Origin of the sequence: Aeromonas sp. QDB63, assembly GCF_027707425.1 — a bacterium.
Classification (GTDB): Bacteria; Pseudomonadota; Gammaproteobacteria; order Enterobacterales; family Aeromonadaceae; genus Aeromonas; species Aeromonas caviae.
In genome coordinates this window covers 181,344-199,177 of record NZ_JAPCIS010000002.1, presented here as the reverse complement: position 1 = coordinate 199,177, position 17,834 = coordinate 181,344, and the positions used below count along the sequence as shown (strand labels likewise).

15 protein-coding genes are annotated in these 17,834 nt (G+C 61.3%); 6 read left to right on the top strand and 9 right to left on the bottom strand.

The window, feature by feature from the left end; translation table 11 throughout:
• Positions 1-173: 173 nt before the first annotated feature.
• The 3 genes from PG879_RS02420 (at position 174) to PG879_RS02410 (ending at position 3,173) form a co-directional block, all read left to right on the top strand.
• Positions 174-815, top strand: coding sequence for a class I SAM-dependent methyltransferase (locus PG879_RS02420; protein WP_201955596.1), 642 nt, complete (start codon positions 174-176; stop codon positions 813-815).
• A gap of 74 nt (positions 816-889) precedes the next feature.
• Positions 890-2,116, top strand: coding sequence for a winged helix-turn-helix domain-containing protein (locus PG879_RS02415; RefSeq protein WP_201932375.1), 1,227 nt, complete (start codon positions 890-892; stop codon positions 2,114-2,116).
• Between the two features lie 94 nt (positions 2,117-2,210).
• The gene (locus PG879_RS02410; protein WP_270829662.1) at positions 2,211-3,173 is read left to right on the top strand and encodes a hypothetical protein; all 963 of its coding nucleotides are present in this window, start codon (positions 2,211-2,213) and stop codon (positions 3,171-3,173) included.
• 69 nt (positions 3,174-3,242) lie between these two features.
• Here the strand turns inward: PG879_RS02410 and frdD are convergent, their stop codons facing one another.
• From frdD to mscM, 7 genes are all read right to left on the bottom strand, one after another.
• The gene (frdD, locus tag PG879_RS02405; RefSeq protein WP_010673803.1) at positions 3,243-3,599 is read right to left on the bottom strand and encodes a fumarate reductase subunit FrdD; all 357 of its coding nucleotides are present in this window, start codon (positions 3,597-3,599) and stop codon (positions 3,243-3,245) included.
• A 112-nt stretch (positions 3,600-3,711) separates the two neighbouring features.
• Complete coding sequence (locus tag PG879_RS02400; RefSeq protein ID WP_010673804.1) at positions 3,712-4,110, bottom strand: hypothetical protein; 399 nt, start codon at positions 4,108-4,110, stop codon at positions 3,712-3,714.
• A 16-nt stretch (positions 4,111-4,126) separates the two neighbouring features.
• The gene (locus PG879_RS02395; RefSeq protein WP_042065016.1) at positions 4,127-4,861 is read right to left on the bottom strand and encodes a succinate dehydrogenase/fumarate reductase iron-sulfur subunit; all 735 of its coding nucleotides are present in this window, start codon (positions 4,859-4,861) and stop codon (positions 4,127-4,129) included.
• Positions 4,854-6,638, bottom strand: coding sequence for a fumarate reductase (quinol) flavoprotein subunit (gene frdA / locus PG879_RS02390; RefSeq protein WP_143237203.1), 1,785 nt, complete (start codon positions 6,636-6,638; stop codon positions 4,854-4,856). Before frdA ends, PG879_RS02395 begins: the two co-directional genes overlap by 8 nt.
• A gap of 515 nt (positions 6,639-7,153) precedes the next feature.
• On the bottom strand, positions 7,154-9,031 hold the full coding sequence (locus PG879_RS02385; protein ID WP_270829660.1) for a methyl-accepting chemotaxis protein: 1,878 nt from the start codon (positions 9,029-9,031) through the stop codon (positions 7,154-7,156).
• Positions 9,032-9,187: 156 nt separating this feature from the next.
• On the bottom strand, positions 9,188-9,865 hold the full coding sequence (locus PG879_RS02380) for a glycerophosphodiester phosphodiesterase (protein WP_270829659.1): 678 nt from the start codon (positions 9,863-9,865) through the stop codon (positions 9,188-9,190).
• Positions 9,866-9,894: 29 nt separating this feature from the next.
• Complete coding sequence (gene mscM / locus PG879_RS02375) at positions 9,895-13,170, bottom strand: miniconductance mechanosensitive channel MscM (protein ID WP_270829658.1); 3,276 nt, start codon at positions 13,168-13,170, stop codon at positions 9,895-9,897.
• A gap of 153 nt (positions 13,171-13,323) precedes the next feature.
• Here mscM and PG879_RS02370 point away from each other — a divergent pair, with 153 nt between their 5' ends.
• On the top strand, positions 13,324-14,658 hold the full coding sequence (locus PG879_RS02370) for an MATE family efflux transporter (protein ID WP_042880248.1): 1,335 nt from the start codon (positions 13,324-13,326) through the stop codon (positions 14,656-14,658).
• Between the two features lie 87 nt (positions 14,659-14,745).
• Here the strand turns inward: PG879_RS02370 and PG879_RS02365 are convergent, their stop codons facing one another.
• Complete coding sequence (locus PG879_RS02365; protein WP_010673811.1) at positions 14,746-15,573, bottom strand: M23 family metallopeptidase; 828 nt, start codon at positions 15,571-15,573, stop codon at positions 14,746-14,748.
• Positions 15,574-15,710: 137 nt separating this feature from the next.
• On the opposite strand from PG879_RS02365, the gene PG879_RS02360 reads away from it, so the two are divergent.
• Complete coding sequence (locus PG879_RS02360) at positions 15,711-16,019, top strand: hypothetical protein (RefSeq protein ID WP_270829657.1); 309 nt, start codon at positions 15,711-15,713, stop codon at positions 16,017-16,019.
• Between the two features lie 40 nt (positions 16,020-16,059).
• The gene (locus tag PG879_RS02355; RefSeq protein WP_270829656.1) at positions 16,060-16,842 is read left to right on the top strand and encodes a BPSS1780 family membrane protein; all 783 of its coding nucleotides are present in this window, start codon (positions 16,060-16,062) and stop codon (positions 16,840-16,842) included.
• Between the two features lie 61 nt (positions 16,843-16,903).
• On the opposite strand, the gene PG879_RS02350 is transcribed toward PG879_RS02355, so the two are convergent.
• Entirely contained in the window at positions 16,904-17,818 is a 915-nt protein-coding gene (locus PG879_RS02350; RefSeq protein ID WP_041215629.1) for a LysR family transcriptional regulator, read from the bottom strand.
• Positions 17,819-17,834: the final 16 nt, after the last annotated feature.

Genomic DNA, 17,834 nt, shown 5'->3' with positions numbered 1-17,834 from the left:
CTTGCGATGGGATGAGAGTAAAAGGGCAAACTTAAGAAACCCTTAAGGCGCAAAAAAAGACGAAAAAAACTGGCGGGGGGTGCACGGGGGTCGATGGGGGCACGAGACAAAACAGTTGCCAGCAGCGGGCGTGGCAGGCAATCTGCCCCGCTGTCGCCACCCGAGGAGTTGCCATGTCATCCCCTGTTCACTGTCCCCTGTGTCTCTCCCCTTGGCACCATGCCCTGCCGGTGGCGGGCAAGGGCTATTACCGCTGCCTGGCGTGCGAGCTGGTCTGGATGGACGAGGCGGACCACCTGGACGAGGGGGCCGAGAAAGCGGTCTATGACGGGCACGACAACCGGGTGGACGATCCCCGCTACCGGACCTTTCTGATGCGTGCCTTTGGCGAGGTGCTGGCCCGGGTGTCGCCTCCTGCCAGCGGCCTCGATTTTGGCTGCGGCCCCGGGCCTGCCCTCATCGCCATGGGGCGGGAGGCGGGCTTCGAGATGGCGGGCTACGACAAGTTCTATGCCGACAACCCCGAGTGCCTGACAAGGCAATATGACTTCATCACCAGCACCGAGGTGATAGAGCACATCGCCACCCCCCGCGCCGTGCTGGACACGCTCTGGGGCTGTCTCAAGCCCGGCGGGGTGCTGGTGTTGCAGACCCAGCGGGTGCTGGGGGACGAGCGCTTCAAGACCTGGCGCTATCGCCACGATCCCACCCATATCGTCTTCTTCGCCGAGGCCTCATTCCGTGCCCTGGCTGTCCGCTGGCAGGCAGAGGTCGAGTTTCCTCATGCCGATGTGGCGGTGTTCACCAAACCCTGAGCCGGGCGTTTTCATTTGGCCATGAGTTGGGCATGCTGGTGGCCTGATACCCAGGAACGGATGCCCCTATCTCCATGTCGATCCCCCACCTCTCATTGCAAGACGCTCGCCACCTGCAACTGGCGGCCCAGGGGCTGCTGACCCCGCGCCGCGCCAGAGCAACCCCCGCCGACCTGCTCGCCTGCATTCGCCGCATGGCGTTGCTGCAGATAGACACCATCTCCGTGGTGGCCCGCAGCCCCTATCTGGTGCTGTTCAGCCGTCTCGGCCACTACGATCCGCGCTGGCTGGAACAACTGCTGGCCGATGGTGACCTCTTCGAATACTGGGCCCACGAGGCCTGTTTCGTCCCCCGGGAAGATTACCGGCTGCTGCGCCATCGCATGCTGGATCCCGCCGCCATGGGCTGGAAGTTCTCCGCCCAGTGGCTCAAGACCCACGGCGGCGAGATAGCGCAGATAGTGGAGCGCATTCGCCAGGATGGCCCGGTGCGGGCGGCAGACTTCGAGCGCAAGGGGGACAAGGGCAACGGCTGGTGGGACTGGAAGCCCGAAAAGCGCCACCTGGAGGTGCTGTTTACCGCAGGCCAGCTGATGGTGCGCGAACGGCGCAATTTCCAGCGGGTCTACGATCTCGCCGAGCGGGTCATGCCGGAGTGGAATGACGAGCGGGATCTGCCGAGTCCTGATCTCGCCCGGCGGGACATGGTGCGAGCCAGTTGCCGGGCGCTGGGGCTGGTCAAGACCGGCTGGGTGGCGGATTACTATCGCCTTAAACGGGGGAAATACGACGCCCTGCTCCACCAGCTGGCGGACGAGGGGGAGCTGTTGCCGGTACGAGTGGAGGGGTGGCAGCACGGAGCCTTCGTTCACGCCTCCCTGGCCGATGAACTGGTCCGGGCCCAGGCGGGCTCCCTCAAGGCGAGCCACACCGCCGTGCTCTCGCCCTTTGACCCGCTGGTGTGGGATCGCAAGCGGGCCAGTGAGTTGTTTGGTTTTGACTATCGCATCGAGTGCTATACCCCGGCCCCCAAGCGCCAGTACGGTTATTTCGTGCTGCCGTTGCTGCATCGCGGCAAGCTGGTGGGCAGGATGGACGCCAAGGCCCATCGCAAGGAGGGGGTGTTTGAGGTCAAGAGCCTCTATCTGGAAGACGGGATCAGGGTGACCCGGACCCTGGCCCAGGATCTGGGCAAGGCCATCCAGAAGCTGGCGGAGTGGCACCAGACACCGACCCTGCGCTACGGCGCCATTCCTGCGCCCTTGCTGGCCCTGTGGCAGGAGATATCGTCGCCTCTGTAGTCAAACTTACGGGGATTAATAAGTACTTGTTCAAGTGTTGGTACGCTAATTGGTTAGCGTACAACGACAAGCTCAAATCGTGAGAGATATTAGGATGGTGACAGGACAACGATTTAATACCGCACTTTGCGGGCTTTCAGCAGAGTTCGGTTACTACCCAGAGTTTTGTGATATTGAGACCGATAGATTCTCAATCAGAACACTTCCCGAACATGAACGCATTGTGGCGCTCGTATCAGGGGACCCGAATGTCCTCAAAGGTTGGATCTATCCGGGGGCGCAGCAATATAGAGAATTCATGAGCGGACATGTTCGTTCAATGCCTTATAATGTTCGTGTTTTTGGGCTTCCCAAAACCCATGTTCTGACGCTTCCAGAGCGCAGAAACAGAGAGGAACTCGATTTTGTGGTGTGGTGCTTATCCTTTTTCACCGGTATGAGACTAACTACAACAGAGGCTGGCTTTCTCGATGCAACCCCCATCCAGCCGGGAAAGCTCGTTGATTTTATCCTGAGTCGCAGCACTATCGCCGATGTCATCGAATTGGCGCTGGACTATCTGGAATCGGAGCGTGGTGATGCTCGTGCGCCTAAGCGGGTGACTGCTGTCATCCATGCCTTGTTTTTGGCGCAGTATCCACAGAATCTCTCTTTTGAGCGATTTCAGTACCTGTACATGGCACTGGATGCTTGTTTCAGGCTAGTTGAAGTCAAAGAAGCGAAAAAACTCCAGATTTCTCATGCTGGACGTGTTCAATGGATGTGTGAAAAATTTGGTATGCCAGTACCTGATTGGGCTAAGAACAGCAAAACAGAGCCCTCATCGCTATCGGTCGCCCGTAATGACACTTTCCACGAAGCCATATTCTTTGATGGGCCGTTGGGATTTGCTAGTTACGACGGTAACCTGCGCTCAGCAGAACAGGAAAACACCCTACTGCAAATGGAAGCATTGGTTTGTCGGTTACTGGTGGCCATTCTTGGTAAGCCTGGCGTCGGCTATGTTAAAACCTCCGTCAATACCATAGAGATTCACGCACTGGAACTACGTGGATGAAGGCCAGAATTAAACCGCAAATAAAAAAACCGGGCACTGGGCCCGGTGTGTTATGCAGTCAGGATGTGCTTACTGGAGCACCAGCACCATCAGCAGGCCGACGGTGATGGCGGACACCAGGAAGGCGAAGCCATAGAACACATAGTGGTGCAGCTTGGTGGTGTGGATCCCCAGATCATGCAGGCCGTGGTAGATGCGGTGCATGCCGTGCCAGACGGGCAGGGCGATGATCACCAGCAGGATGCAGGCACCCCACCAGGAGCTGGCGAATGCCAGCACGCGCTCGTAGCTCATGGTCTCCACGTCCATGATGCCCATGGGCACCAGCAGACCTGTGATGAGGACAATGACCGGCAGCAGCATGGCAACCACCATGCCACCCGCACCAAACAGACCCCAGTAAATTGGCTCGTCAGAACGTCTCATATTTATTCCTCAAATCATGATTGAGTGATCGTGGCCAACGTTTCTGAGTGAGAGCCCGGTACCAAACAGTCACCAATAACCGGGTTCGTCAGAACGTCTTATGGTTTTCTCCTCAGGCCACGATGATCAGGACAAGCAGGGATACCGCCGCCAGCGCCACATACTGGGCAATGACGATCGGTTTCTCCGGCACCAGGTCTTCACCACGGAAGATGCGCATGGCTTTCGGAGCCAGGGCGAACCAGGTCTTGGCGTGGAACAGGCAGGCTGCCAGGGCGATGACGTGGAACAGGATGGCAATGGGGCTTTGCAGAGATTCCAGCCAGCCGTTGAATGCCTCCTGACCCTGTACCAGGCGCAGCAGACCCCACATCAGCACGACGGCGTAGATGGAGACGAAGATGCTGGTGCCTTCGCGGATCATGTAACCGGTGTAGAAGGCATTCTTCAGCCACCAGTCTTTCTTCATCTCGCGCACGTAAGGCTTACGTTTGCTCTCAGTGTTGTTCATGGTCTCACTCCTGGTCTCAGTCCGGCTTGAACATGGCGATCATGTAGTCCTTGGCGCTCTCGACCTTGCCAAGCTGGATGGCGGCGGCCGGATCCACGCCTTTCGGGCACACTTCGGAGCAGTAGCCCACGAAGGTACAGCCCCAGACGCCCTCGTCCTGGCTGATGATCTTCATCCGCTCCCTGGACGCGCTGTCGCGGTTGTCGGCGTTGTAGCGATAGGCCAGTGCCAGGGCCGCCGGACCGGTGAACTTCTTGTTGATGCCATATTGCGGGCAGGCCGCGTAGCACAGACCGCAGTTGATGCACATGGAGAACTGGTGATACTTCGCCATGTCAGCCGGCGTCTGGGTGTACTCGCCGTCGCACAGGCTGCGCGGCTCGGACGGGATGATGTAGGGCTTGATGCTCTCCAGCTTCTCGATGAAGTCGGACATGTCGACCACCAGATCGCGCTCGATGGGGAAGTTGTTGAGCGGCTCGATAGTCATCTTGCCCGGCAGGTAATCCCGCAGGAAGGTCTTGCAACCGAGTTTCGGAATGCCGTTGACCATCATGCCGCAGGAGCCGCAGATCGCCATCCGGCAGGACCAGCGGAAGCTCAAGGTAGAGTCCAGATGATCCTTGATGTATTGCAGCGCATCCAGCAGGGACATCTCTTTGAGGTAGGGCACCTGGAAGGTCTGCATCCAGGGCTCGTTATCCTGCTCGGGACGGTAGCGCAGGATTTCAATTTCGATCATCTCAGCCATTCTTCTTAGCCTCGTCTTGTTTCTCACCCTCGGAACCGTACACGCGCTTGGCCGGTTGGGATTTAGTGATCTTCACATCGGAATAGTCGATGGTCGGGGCCCCTTCGCCGTTGTAGAAGGAGAGAGTGTGCTTGAGGAAGTTGACGTCATCGCGCTCCTCGTAACCGTCCAGACGCTGGTGGGAACCGCGGGACTCTTTGCGGTTGATGGCGGAGTGCGCCATGGCTTCCGCCACGTCCAGCATGTAGCCCAGCTCGATGGCGTACAGCAGGTCGGTGTTGAAGACCGAGGACTTGTCGTTGATCTTGATCTTTTTGTAACGGGCTTTCAGCTCGTTGATCTTGTCGATGGTGCCCTGCATCAGCTCTTCGGTACGGTAGATACCGACACCGGCTTCCATGGACATGCCCAGTTCGTTGCGGATATCCGCCGGGTTTTCGGTGCCGTCGATGTCCAGCAGGGAGAGGTGCTGCTTGATGATCGCCTCGGCCTTGGCGACCAGCGCCTGGGTGTTGCCGTGTTGCTGGGTGGCGGCAAACTCGGCTGCCTGCTCACCGGCCACCTTGCCGAAGACCACGATCTCGGACAGGGAGTTGGAACCCAGACGGTTGGCGCCGTGCAGACCGACGGAGGCACATTCGCCAGCGGCATAGAGACCGGCCAGACGAGTGGCGCACTTGCCGTCGGTTTCGATGCCACCCATGGTGTAGTGGGCGGTCGGACGTACCGGAATCGGCTCTTTCACCGGATCCACACCCACATAGGCCTTGGCCAGTTCGCAGATGAAGGGCAGACGCTCTTTCAGGTACTTCTCGCCAAGGTGGCGCAGGTCGAGGTGAACCACGTCGCCCATGGGGCCCTGGATCACGCGGCCTTTTTGTTGCTCCTGCCAGAAGGCCTGGGAGAGACGGTCGCGCGGACCCAGCTCCATGTGCTTGTTCTTCGGCTGGCCGACCGGGGTTTCCGGGCCCAGACCGTAATCTTGCAGGTAGCGATAGCCATCCTTGTTGAGCAGGATGCCACCCTCACCACGACAACCTTCGGTCATCAGGATGCCGGTGCCCGGCAGACCGGTCGGGTGATACTGGACGAACTCCATGTCCCGCAGCGGTACGCCGTGGCGGTAGGCCAGGGCCATGCCGTCACCGGTGACGATGCCACCGTTGGTGTTGTAGCGATAGACACGACCAGCGCCGCCGGTGGCCAGCACCACGGACTTGGCCTGGATGAAGCGGGTGATGCCGTTCTGGATGTCAAAGGTGACGACACCCTGGACGCGGCCATCTTCCACGATGAGATCCAGACAGAAGTGCTCGTCGAAGCGCTTGATGGTCGGGTACTTGATGGAGGTCTGGAACAGGGTGTGCAGGATGTGGAAGCCGGACTTGTCGGCGGCGAACCAGGTGCGGGGGATCTTCATCCCGCCGAAACGGCGCACGTTAGCCTTGCCGTCCGGTTTGCGGCTCCAGGGGCAACCCCAGTGCTCCAGCTGGATCATCTCGTTGGTGGCGTTGTTGACGAAGTACTCGACTACGTCCTGCTCACACAACCAGTCACCACCGGAGACGGTGTCGTTGAAGTGGTTTTCCAGGGAGTCGTCATCACGGACGACGCCTGCGGCGCCACCTTCGGCGGCCACTGTGTGGCTGCGCATCGGATAGACCTTGGAAATCAGGGCGATCTCCAGCTCCGGGTGGGCTTCTGCAATGGCGATTGCGGCACGCAGGCCACCGCCACCGGCACCGATGATGGCAACATCGGTCTTGATAATATCCACATCTGCCTCCTTAGGGATAGATTTGCTGGGCACGATTTTGCTCTATGAAAAAAATTCAGGCTTGATGCAAGTCAAACTGCTTTGTTTTAGTACTTGGCAACGGTGATTTTTATTACAACCACCCCATTCCTTGGATGAAAATGCCGTCATTATCGCCATCCATCAGTGATCTGGATCAGCCGTACTCGCTACTCTGGTGATTTTAACTCCAAGATTATACGTAGTTTTCTTTCAAAAAAATGAGAAATGCCTCTCTTTTTGGGTATTACCCATAAAGTTTTTAAGTTTTTTATCAAAACAGTTTAATGATAACTATTATCACGATGACATATCGAGGTTAGGCATCAAAAAAGTAATGCGAATATAGCCATGACAGACTGGGCCCGTCTCCCATACATGGGCAAAAGGAGATGTCGATCACAGGATTGAGGGTCTCGAAAGGGGATTATAACCGTTGAAACAAAAAGGGTTTATAAAAAAAGGGGCCTGAACGGCCCCTTTCTTCCCATGGTCGATCAGATGCGGAACATGCCGACCTGATTATTCAATTCACCTGAAATATTTTTAAGCTGGGCTGACAGATTGCGGGAGCTGTCCGCATCCACTGCCAGCTCGTCCGAGACATCCTTGACCGCCTGGATGTTGCGGCTCACCTCGTCGGTGACGGCACGCTGTTCCTCGGCGGCGCTGGAGATCTGGGTCGCCATGTCGGAGATCTGGTTGATGGAGGTGGTGATCTGCTCCAGCGCCTGGGTCGCATCGTTGGCATCTTCCACGCTGTTCTGGGCCAGCAGCTGACCCTCGTGCATGGTACTGACGGCGCCCTGGGTGTTGCGCTGCAGGGTCTCGATCATGCTGCGGATCTCGACGGTGGAGCTGTGGGTGCGCTGGGAAAGCACCCGCACCTCGTCGGCCACCACGGCAAAGCCGCGTCCCTGCTCGCCAGCCCGGGCGGCCTCGATGGCGGCGTTGAGCGCCAGCAGGTTGGTCTGCTCGGCGATGCCCTGGATGGTGGAGAGGATGGTGTTGATCTCCTGGGCGTTCTTCTCCAGTTCCTGAATGATGCCGGAGGCCTGCTTGACCTGGGTGGCGAGATCCGTGATGGAGCGCTGGTTGCGGGCAATCACCTGCTTGCCGTGCTCGCAACTGCTGGAGGAGCTGCGGGCCGCTTCCGCGGTCTGCTCGGCATTGCTGGCCACTTCGACGGCGGTGGCGGACATCTCGTGCACTGCGGTCGCAATCTGGGAGATCTCGTTTTGCTGGCGGGCCAGCCCCTGGTTGGATTTCTCCGCCATGTCGTGGGAAGACCTGGCCTGCTGGTTGAGCTGGGTGGAGGAGTTGGAGATGTCCTGCACCATGACGTGGATGCGCTCGATGAAGGTGTTGACGTGCTTGGCGACGGTACCGACCTCGTCTTCACGCTCGATTTTGATGCGACGGGTGAGATCGCCGTTGCCGCGGGAGAGATCGACAATCGCCTCGCCCAGGGTTTTCAGCGGCGTCAGGGAGCCGTTGATGGCGACATAGGAGAAGCCCGCCACGATGAGGATGGTCAGCAATCCCTGAATGAGGTCGGAGGTGACCATGCGGGAGACGGACTGGTAGGCGACCGCTTCATCCACCACGATGCCGAAATACCAGTTGGTGTTGGGGATCTCGGTGAGGTCGAATACGCTCGCCTTGCCGCTGATATCCATCTCGGAGATGGTGTTGTCATGGGCCAGCTCGTTGACCTTGGCTGCCGTCAGTTCCGGGGAGATGGCGGTGGCGGGTTTGAGGGTCAGATCCTTGTCCGGGTGGGCGATGATGGTGCCGTTGCTGTCCACCAGAATGGCATAGGTGCCTTCCGAGTTCATGGCGAGCACGTCTTTCACCAGACCGTCGATGGAGACGTCACCGGCGATGACGCCGTCGGTGTTGCCGCGACTGAAGGGCTCGGCGATGGTGATGATGAGCTGGCCGGTGGTGATGTCGGCATAGGGGGCCGTGATGGCGAGCTTGCCGGCGGCCATGGCGTCCTTGTACCAGGGGCGCTGGCGCGGATCATAGCCGGCCGGCAGATCGGTCGGCTTGCTCTGGATCATCCGGCCATCCTTGGTGCCCACGTAGACGAGATCGAAGTTGCCCGCATTCATGGACTGGGCCAGGTGGCTGAGGGGCTCGTCTTCCTTGGCGAAGGCTTCCTTGGTGGCGGTGACGAGATTGATGCGGGCGTCGAGCCAGCGGGAGATCCCCTTGACGTTGGCGACCGAGCTGTCGTCGATGAAGCTCCAGATCAGCCGCTGGGTTTCACTGCGCAACTGGGAGGTGTTGTACCAGACCTGCAGGCCGGTGATGACCAGAATGATGGCCCCGATGGAGAGGACCAGCTTGTTCTTGATGGATAGGTTCATGTTTACATCCTTGTGAGCGTCAGTCAGAGATCCATGGTGTTTGTTATTGTTATGAGCCAACTCTGTATCGGCTGGCTATGGAGTTTATGTATCCCGGTGCACCGCATTTTTTCAATTCTTTTCACCTCCTTGTGGCCTGCCAGGCCGCGCCGATACTCAGCTGAATCGATCTGGCCGGTTGGTGAAGATGCCATCGACACCCATGCTGGCGAGGGTGCTCCCATCACTCACTTCGTCGACTGTATAGACCAGGATCTTGAGCCCCCGGCGATGGGCATCCGCCACCAGGGTCTCGTCGACGAAATCCACGTCGCAGTTCAGTGACCAGGCCCCCAGCGTCTCGGCGAAGGCGGCGCCGTCGAGGGGCAGGCTGGCCGTGAGAGCACCTATCCTGATTTCCGGTCGCAGTCCCTTGAAGCGTAACAGCTCGGGATAATGAAAGGAGGAAACGATCCAGTGCGCCTGGGTAAAGCCAAGCTCGGCCTCGGCCCGCCTGGTCAGGGCGGCCACCGGCTTGGCGGTGTGGGCGCCCTTTAGCTCGATGTGCAGTTCGCAGCGCCCCGCCACCAGTGCCATCACCTGCCACAGGGTCGGGATCCGCTCCCCGTCCCCTGCATCCAGGCTCGCCAGGTACTCCCGGGATTGCCCGGTCAGCACACCCTGGCCGTTGGTGCAGCGCTCCAGCCGTCGGTCGTGGAAGACCCAGAGCTCTCCGTCGGCCCACTGCACGTCCAGCTCGATGGCTTTGGCACCCAGATCCAGCGCCAGGCTCATCGCCTTGAGGGTATTCTCCGGGGCCAGGCCGCTGGCACCGCGATGGGCAATGATCTGCATGATGGCTCCTGTTGTCGTCTTTGGGGGCTTCATCCCCGGCTCATCCGGATGTCGATCTGCTGATGTGGCAGATGCATGCCGACCTGGCCGAGTTTCTCCAGGATCAGGGAATGTACCTCGTGCGTAATGGGCATCCGGTGATCCATGTTGTTGACGTAGAGCCGGATCTCGTAGATGAGGGCCGAGTCGGTGAACTCGATGAGGAACACCTCCGGGGTGGGCGTATCCAGCACCAGGGTGGATTCGCGCACGCTCTGCTCCAGCAGTTGCTGTACCTGCTTGGGATTCTGGGTCAGGCCGATGCGAATGCGCAAGCGGACCCGGGTGATGGCATCGGACAGGGACCAGTTGATGAACTGCTCGGTGATGAAGGCCTTGTTGGGGACGATGATCTCCTTCCTGTCCCAGTCCACTATGGTGGTGGCGCGGGTCTTGATCTTGGTGACGGTGCCGGTGAGATCCCGGATGGTGACGGTGTCACCCAGGCGGATCGGTTTTTCGAACAGGATGATGAGGCCGGAGACGAAGTTGGCGAAGATCTCCTGCAAGCCGAAGCCCAGCCCCACGGAGAGTGCCGCCACCAGCCACTGGGTCTTGGACCAGTCGATGCCGAGCATGGAGAAGCCGGTGAGAGCGCCAATCAGCAGTACTAGGTACTTGCTCACCGTGGTGAGGGCGAAGCCGGTGCCGGGGGAGAGGCTCAGATGCTGGAGCAGGGTGAGCTCCATCAACCCTGGCAGGTTGCGGGCGGTGACCACAGTCAGGATGAAGGCGAAGACGGTCAGCATCAGATCCTGCAGGGTGATGGCGGAGAGCTGCTCGATGCCGGCCACCTTGCTGCTCACCTGCCACACCTCGATGCTGCTGAGGAAGCTGAATGCCGAGTTGAGATCCGACCATTGCACCACCACCAGCATGGTGAAGCCCAGCATCAGCAGGGTGCGCACCAGGCCGAGGGACTGGGCGCTGATGGTATCCAGATCCAGCTCGGGCTCCTCCACCACATCGGGGATCTCGGAGCTGAGATCGTCCTCTTCCCGCTCCCGCTGCGCCAGGATCTCGGCCCGCTTCTGCTTGGCGCGATCGAAGGCGAGTCGGCGGCGCTGGATCAGCATCCAGCGGTGGGCCAGATAGTAGACGAGCAGGCAGCCGAGTCCCGCCAGCAGGCTCAGCTCCAGCTGGCGCAGCAGGGTGCGGGAGGTGTAGAAGTAGCCGAACAGGGCGCCCAGCACCGCCAGCAGCGGGGCCAGCATCAGGCTGTTCCAGATGAAGTGGTGCAGCAGATGGGGCTTGGTCATGTCTGCCTGACCCCAAGTGAGAGGCAGTTTTTCCCGGTTGAGGCGGGCAAAGAAGAGCAGCAGCCAGAGGGCCCCGATGATGAAGGCGAGGCGTCCCAGGGAGTCGTAGAAGGCGTGTTCCTGATAGCTGCTCGCCATACCCTGCACGAAGAAGCTCGGGATCAGCACCAGCAGCAGGGTACGAAATTGTCCCCATACTCGCTGCACCCGCTCCTTCTGCCAGCGGAAGTGGAGGATGAGGATCCCCTTCTCCAGGGTGAGGTGGCGCGCCACCAGCAGGGCCAGCAGCAGGAACCAGATTTCACCCAGGCCCCGGGCCACCGCCACCGCGAAGGGATATTGCCAGGCGCCGTCCAGCAGGCCGTGCACCATGAGCACCATGGCGGGCAGCGGCAGGGCGGCGAGCACGGAGCGCACCAGCAATCGGCTGGTGAGGCTGAACTTGTCCTGGGTTACCTTGCCGATGCGCGGGGCAATGTACTGGCTGTATTGAAGGAGGTGGCGAGCCAGTTTCAGCCAGCACCAGGCCAGCCCCAGCAGCCCGAGGCCAGCCAGGGTCAGGCTCAGGGGGTTGTTCTCGGCGATGGCCCTGGGCAGTTGCAGCCAGTTGGCCGGGTTGAAGGCAAGGCCGAGGGCGGCCGGGACGCCGAGCAGCACCGCCGGGCTCAGGGGGCGCACGTCCGGCATCCAGAACAGATGACTGGCACTGAGTTCGCGGATCTCGTCGATCTTGCTGTTCTGGCGGCTGTAGAGCAGCTTGAGGCGGGTCTGCTCCTGAATGAGGGTGTCGGAGGCATCGTTGAGCCGGGTCAGTAGTTGCCGTCTCGCCTTGAGCAGGTTGTCCAGCACGGCGCGCTGGGCCCTGTCCAGGGTGATGCCGTCTCCACTGAGCAGGCTGTTGCGCAGTTGCACCGGATCCTTCAGGGCATCCTGCTCGGTCTCGTACTGGTATTTGGCCATGCGCGCCTTGACGATGGCGGACTCCAGCCGCTCCAGCGGGAAGTAGGCGGGCAGATCGGCCAGCTTGCTGCGCAGGTTCTCGCCGTAGGCGTTGCTTATCTGCAACCACTCCAGCTGTTCGCGCACCGAATTGACCAGCTCGTTGAGCCCGGAGAGGGAGGTGTCCACCCCCCGTTGCTCGTCCTGCACCCGTTCAATCTGGTCCTCGAGGGCCCCCAGTTGCAGGGAGAGGGCCTGGTTTTGCTGCTGTTGCTCCTGCAAGAGGGGGAGGTCAGAGGTGAGCTGGCGGCGCAGGCGTTCGCTCTCGGCCAGGGCCTGCTCGGTCTTGTCCCGGCGCAGCTGGTTCTGCTGGGCAAGCAGACTGGTCTGCCACTCATCCTCGTCGGTGATGGCGAGGTTGAGCTCCTGCAGCTTGAGCTTGCCCAGATCGTTGCGCTGCTGGGCGGAGAGCTGCTCCAGCTCCAGCATCTGGATCCGGTCGGAGAGGCTCTGCTCTTTGAGTCGGGTGGCCAGTTGCTGGGCCTCCTGCAACCTGTCCGACTCGTTGCTGAAGCTCAGGCGATCGAGCAGGGAGCGGGTCTGGAGCAACTGCTTGCGCAACTCGTCGACCCGCAGGTGATACTCCTGGCCCGTGCTCTCCAGCTGGTTAAGGCTGTCGGTCACCGCCTGACGCTCCTTGCGCAGGTTGAGCTGGCGGTTGCTGCTCAGGCTGATGGCCTGGCGCAGGGCATCCTCCTTGAGGGAGGAGAGGGACGGGCGGGACTGGGGCTGATAGTTGTGCAGCCCCTCCTTGAGACGGGCGGACTCCTTGGGGTAGTCGATGAGGATCTGCTGGTAGGCCTTGCCCTGTTCCCGGTAGCGCTGGGCATCCCGGGCATATTGCAGCGCCTGCTGGTAGCTCTCCCGCAGTTGCTGGTTTTCCGGGGTATCCGTCTTGGGGATGCTTTGCAGCAGCTCCTCTACCTGAGTGATGGCATCATCAGCCTGGACAGCGGAGAAGGGGAACAGGCTGAGACAGAGCATCAGACAGAGCAGGCGTTGCAACATGGCGCACGTTTCCGTTCAGGAGAAGTCGCCCTAGCCTAAAGCAGGGGCCGGGGCGGGTAAAGCCCTCAAGATGAATGATCCACGGCACAAATAACGGGTGATCCGGGTCTTGTTTGGCTATTATTCTGGCCGTTCCCCTTCATTGAGCAATTTATGTCCTCCGTCGATCTGGGCACGGCCCCCCTTTCCCGCCTCTTCTTGCGTTACGTCACCCCCACGGTGGCCGCCATGCTGGTCACCGGCATCTATGTCACCATAGACGGCATCTTTGTCGGCCATATCCTGGGCCAGGACGGGCTGGCCGGCATGATGCTGGCGTACCCCATCTGCGCCGTGCTCTACGCGGTAGGGGCCCTGATCGGCATGGGATCCTCGTCGCTGGCCTCTTTCTATCTGGGCAAGGGGGAGCAGGCCAGGGCGCGCCACATCGTCGGCAATGCCCTGGTGATGGTGCTCATCGCCTCCGCGCTGCTCGCCTTCATTGGCATTCGTTACGGCGAGGCCATGCTTGTCTGGATGGGGGCGCAGGGGGTCATCTTCGACGCAGGCTTCGCCTATCTGCAGTGGTACGCCTGGCTCGGGGTGTTCGCGGTGCTCTCCATGGCCTTTACCGCCCTGCTGCGCAACGACGGGCGACCCGGCCTCACCACCTGGATCCTGGTGGGGGGCGGCGTGCTCAACGTGCTGCTCGACTACCTGCTGATGGCGGTGATCCCCTGGGGGCTGGCGGGGGCCGCCATCGCGACCATGCTCTCCCAGGCGGTCACCGGGGGCCTGTGCCTGTGGCACTTCTTCACCCCCCGCAGCCAGTTGCGCATTCGCTGGGATACCCTGGTGCCCGACTGGCGGCTGATGGGGGAGACATTGCGACTCGGGGTGTCGAGTTTTCTGATGTACCTCTACCTCTCGGTGGTGCTGGCGCTGCACAACAAGGCGCTGCTCTCGGTGGGCACTTCGCTGCACGTGGCCGCCTATGGGGTCATCAGCTACAGCGAGGCCTTCTTCTATCTCATCTTCGAGGGGATCGCCATGGGCATCCAACCCATCGCCAGCTTCAATGCCGGGGCGGGCAACTGGGCACGGGTGCTGCGGGTGCGTAACCTGGCATTGGGAGTGACCATGGCGGTGGCACTGTGCGGGATGATCCCGCTGTATCTGTGGCCGGAGGCAGTGGTTTATCTGTTTGCGGGGGACAATGCTGCCCTGTTGCCGGTGGCCAGCCTCGGTATCTGGCTCTACTTCTGGGGACTGCCCATGGAGGGCTTGCTGCTGGTGGGGGCCACCTATTTCCAGGCCATCAACCGGGCCCGCATCGCTTCCCTGCTCACCGGCGGCAAGCTGGTGCTGATCGGCGGTTTCCTGTGGGGCTTCTCCTCCCTGTGGGGAGTGGCCGGTGTCTGGCTGGCGCTGCCCACTTGCAGCACTCTGCTGGTCCTGGTGATGTGGCGGGCGATGAACAGGGAGGGGCGCCAGCACAGCGCTGCCTGAGATGTGGTCATGCGTCCATGAAAAAGGCAGCCTCGGCTGCCTTTTTCATTTTGAGTGCCCCTGCCTGTGGGCAGCAGGTCGCCGGCCTCAGGGCTTGAAGGCGCCGATAAAGATGGCGGGGTCGACGCGGGCGTCGTTGAGGCTGACGTTCCAGTGCATGTGGGGACCGGTGGCGCGGCCGGTGGCGCCGACCCGGCCGACGATGCCGCCGCGGGGCAGGCTCTGGCCCAGCTTCACGTCCACCTTCGACATGTGACAGAACATGCTGATGAGGCCTTGGCCGTGGTCGACGAACACCGTATTGCCGTTGAAGAAGTAGTTGCCGATGAGGATGACCTTGCCAGCGGCTGGTGCCTTGATGGGAGTGCCGGCTCCGACCGCGAAGTCGAGGCCGGAGTGGGGGTTGCGCTCCTCGCCGTTGAAGAAGCGGCGCAGCCCGAAGGGGCTGGAGAGCGGGCCCTGGACCGGCTTGTCAAACAGCAGGTTGCTCGGCTGAGCCGGGCTGAAGGTCTGGTAGGCGCGGGTCTGTTCGGCAAGCTCCCGGTTGATGCGGGTCATGTCTTCGGCCAGCGGATTGACCTGGCGGCTGTTCTTGAGCTTGATGTGCTGCTCACGGTAGTGCTTGGTGCCGACTTTGAAACTCAAGGTGCGGCCATCGCTGGTGGTCACCTGATGGGGGCCGGGCGCGCTCTTGAGCGGGATGCCGACGATGGCGATCCACGTCTTCCCGTCTTCCTGTACCACCAGCACAGGCTTGTCCTGATAGCGCACTGCGGGCGCCTTGGCCCCGCTTCCCAGTGGTACCACGGCCACGCCCCCCGGCACCGGGTGGTTGAGCAGGCGGCTGATAAACCCCGGTTCGGCGTGAAGCGCAGGGCTGCCGAGCAGCAGGAGAAGAAAGAAGAGGCGGCGCATGATGGCTCCATCGGATCAGGGGGAAAGCAAGAGGGGGGAGATGATGCCACATTCTGGCGGTGCTGTCCGTCAACCGTGGCCGATAAACTCATCGGCTGCGGCCCAGAAGGACGCAACGGACACGCCATTGCAGCGAGGTGAATGCTCTGGTTGCGGGTGCCTGCTTTCCCTTCGACCTTGCCAGCCTGATCAGGGGGCCGCTGCGCTACCGCATCTTGGGGGCGCTCACGAGCGACAACTGCTTCATCACCATCAGCCTGGCCGGTGTCGGGGTGGGCATGGTCGAGCAGGGGGCCCTGACCCCTATTCCATTCGATACCGCCATCGCGGTACCCTACTCGGCGGCTACCCAGGCCACCGACCACAAGGTGAGGCTCTACCCGACCCGGCTGCCGGGCCAGGTAGCACGCACCGGCCCCATCATGGTCACGGTGAGCGTGCCCTGAGGAGACGCCGCTTCGCCCCTATTTTTCGACGAGGTCAATGATGAACAGTGACAGGGCCCTGCGCCACGAACCCAAACGCCATGGCATAGGACAGGGCTGGATCTGGATCCGCACCGGATTCGACATCTTCAACAAGGGGATGGGTGCCAGCGTGGCGATGATAGTGCTCTGGTTTGTGGTGGGCATCGTGCTGGATCAACTGCCGGCGGGGGGCTTGATCTCCCAGTTGCTCTACATGGTGTGGGGGGCTGGCTGGGTGGCGGTGGCGCGGCGGGGTCACCAAGGCGAGGCGCTGCAATTTGGCGACTTCTTTGCCGGTTTCCGCCATCGGTTGACCCCCTTGATGCTGGGGGGCCTGATGGTGCTCGGCCTCATCATGGGGATCCTGATGATCTGCGTGTTCCTGCTGCACCAGTGGGGACTCACCGGCCTGTTGTCCGCGGATCCGGGCTCCCTGGCGCTGACCCCGGAGCAGGCACGGGGCTTCCTCGTCTGCGCCCTGGTGGGATTGGCACTGTTCGTTCCCGTGCTGATGGCCATCACCTTCGCCCCCGCCCTTATCCTCTTCCATCAGGTCGGGGTCTGGCAGGCAGCCAGGCTCAGCTTCAAGGGATGTCTGCGCAACATGTGGCCCTTCCTCTGGTGGGGGCTGCTCGGGGCCGTGCTGATCTTCTTTGGCGCACTTCTGATGCTGGTGGGCCTGCTGGTGGTGCTGCCTGCCATCAACTACTCCATCTATGCCGCCTATCACGACATCTATCTGGAGGAGCAGGAGGCCGAGGAGGGAGAGACCCCGGTCAAGGCATTCGGTTTCGAAGCCTGACCTGGCACAGGATGGAGCAAAGAGGGGCCGCTAGGCCCCTTTTTTGTGCGGCTCGCAGGGATCAGAGAGAGGGAGGGGCTTCCTGCCACAGGGGATCGTCCGCCATCCGCTCCACGAGAAAGTCGAGGAAGCTGCGCAGCAGGGGGGACATCTGTTTGCGGGTGCCATAAACGGCATAGACGCCGAGGCGCTTGGGCTGCCACGGGGTGAGCAGGGGGACCAGGGCGCCGCTTGCCAGATGGGGGTGAACCGAGTAGGCGGGTTGCAGGCTGATCCCCGCCCCGTCCAGGGTGGCGGCCAGCAGCAGGTTGGAGATGTTGGCGCTGAGGTTGCCGCTCACCGGGACGGATTCGGGACCATCGGGCCCCAGAAACTCCCACAAGCTCTTGCCGAAATAGGTGTAGGTGAGGCAGTTGTGCAGTGCCAGATCCTGCACCTGCTGCGGCGGAGCATGGCGGGCCAGGTAGGCGGGGCTGGCGCACACCACCGAGTGGCAGGTGCCGAGCCTGCGGGCCACCAGGTTGGGATCGAGGTCGTTGGTGATGCGCAGGGCGAGATCGATTCGCTCCTCCACCAGATTGACCGTCCGGTCCAGCAGCAGGATGTCGATCGCCGTGCCGGGGTAACGGGCCAGGTAGTCGTTCGCCGCCCCGACCAGCAGGGCTTCGGAGAGAGAGTAGCTGCTGGTGATGCGCAGTTGCCCCTTGGGGGCCTCGTCATGGCGGATGGCCAGGTGTTCCATCTCTTCCCCCAGGGCCAGCATGGCTCTGGCCCGGTTCAGCGCCTCTTCTCCCGGCCCGGTCAGGCTCAGCCGGCGGGTGGTGCGGTGCAGCAATCTGGCCCCCATCCAGCGTTCCAGCTCGGCCAGGTAGCGCGACACCATGGCGCGGGACATCTCCAGTTTCTCCCCGGCGCCGCTCAGGCTGCCCTGTTCCACGACGCAGACGAAGACCCGCAATGCGGTCAGCCTATCCATCTTGTGCCCCTATATG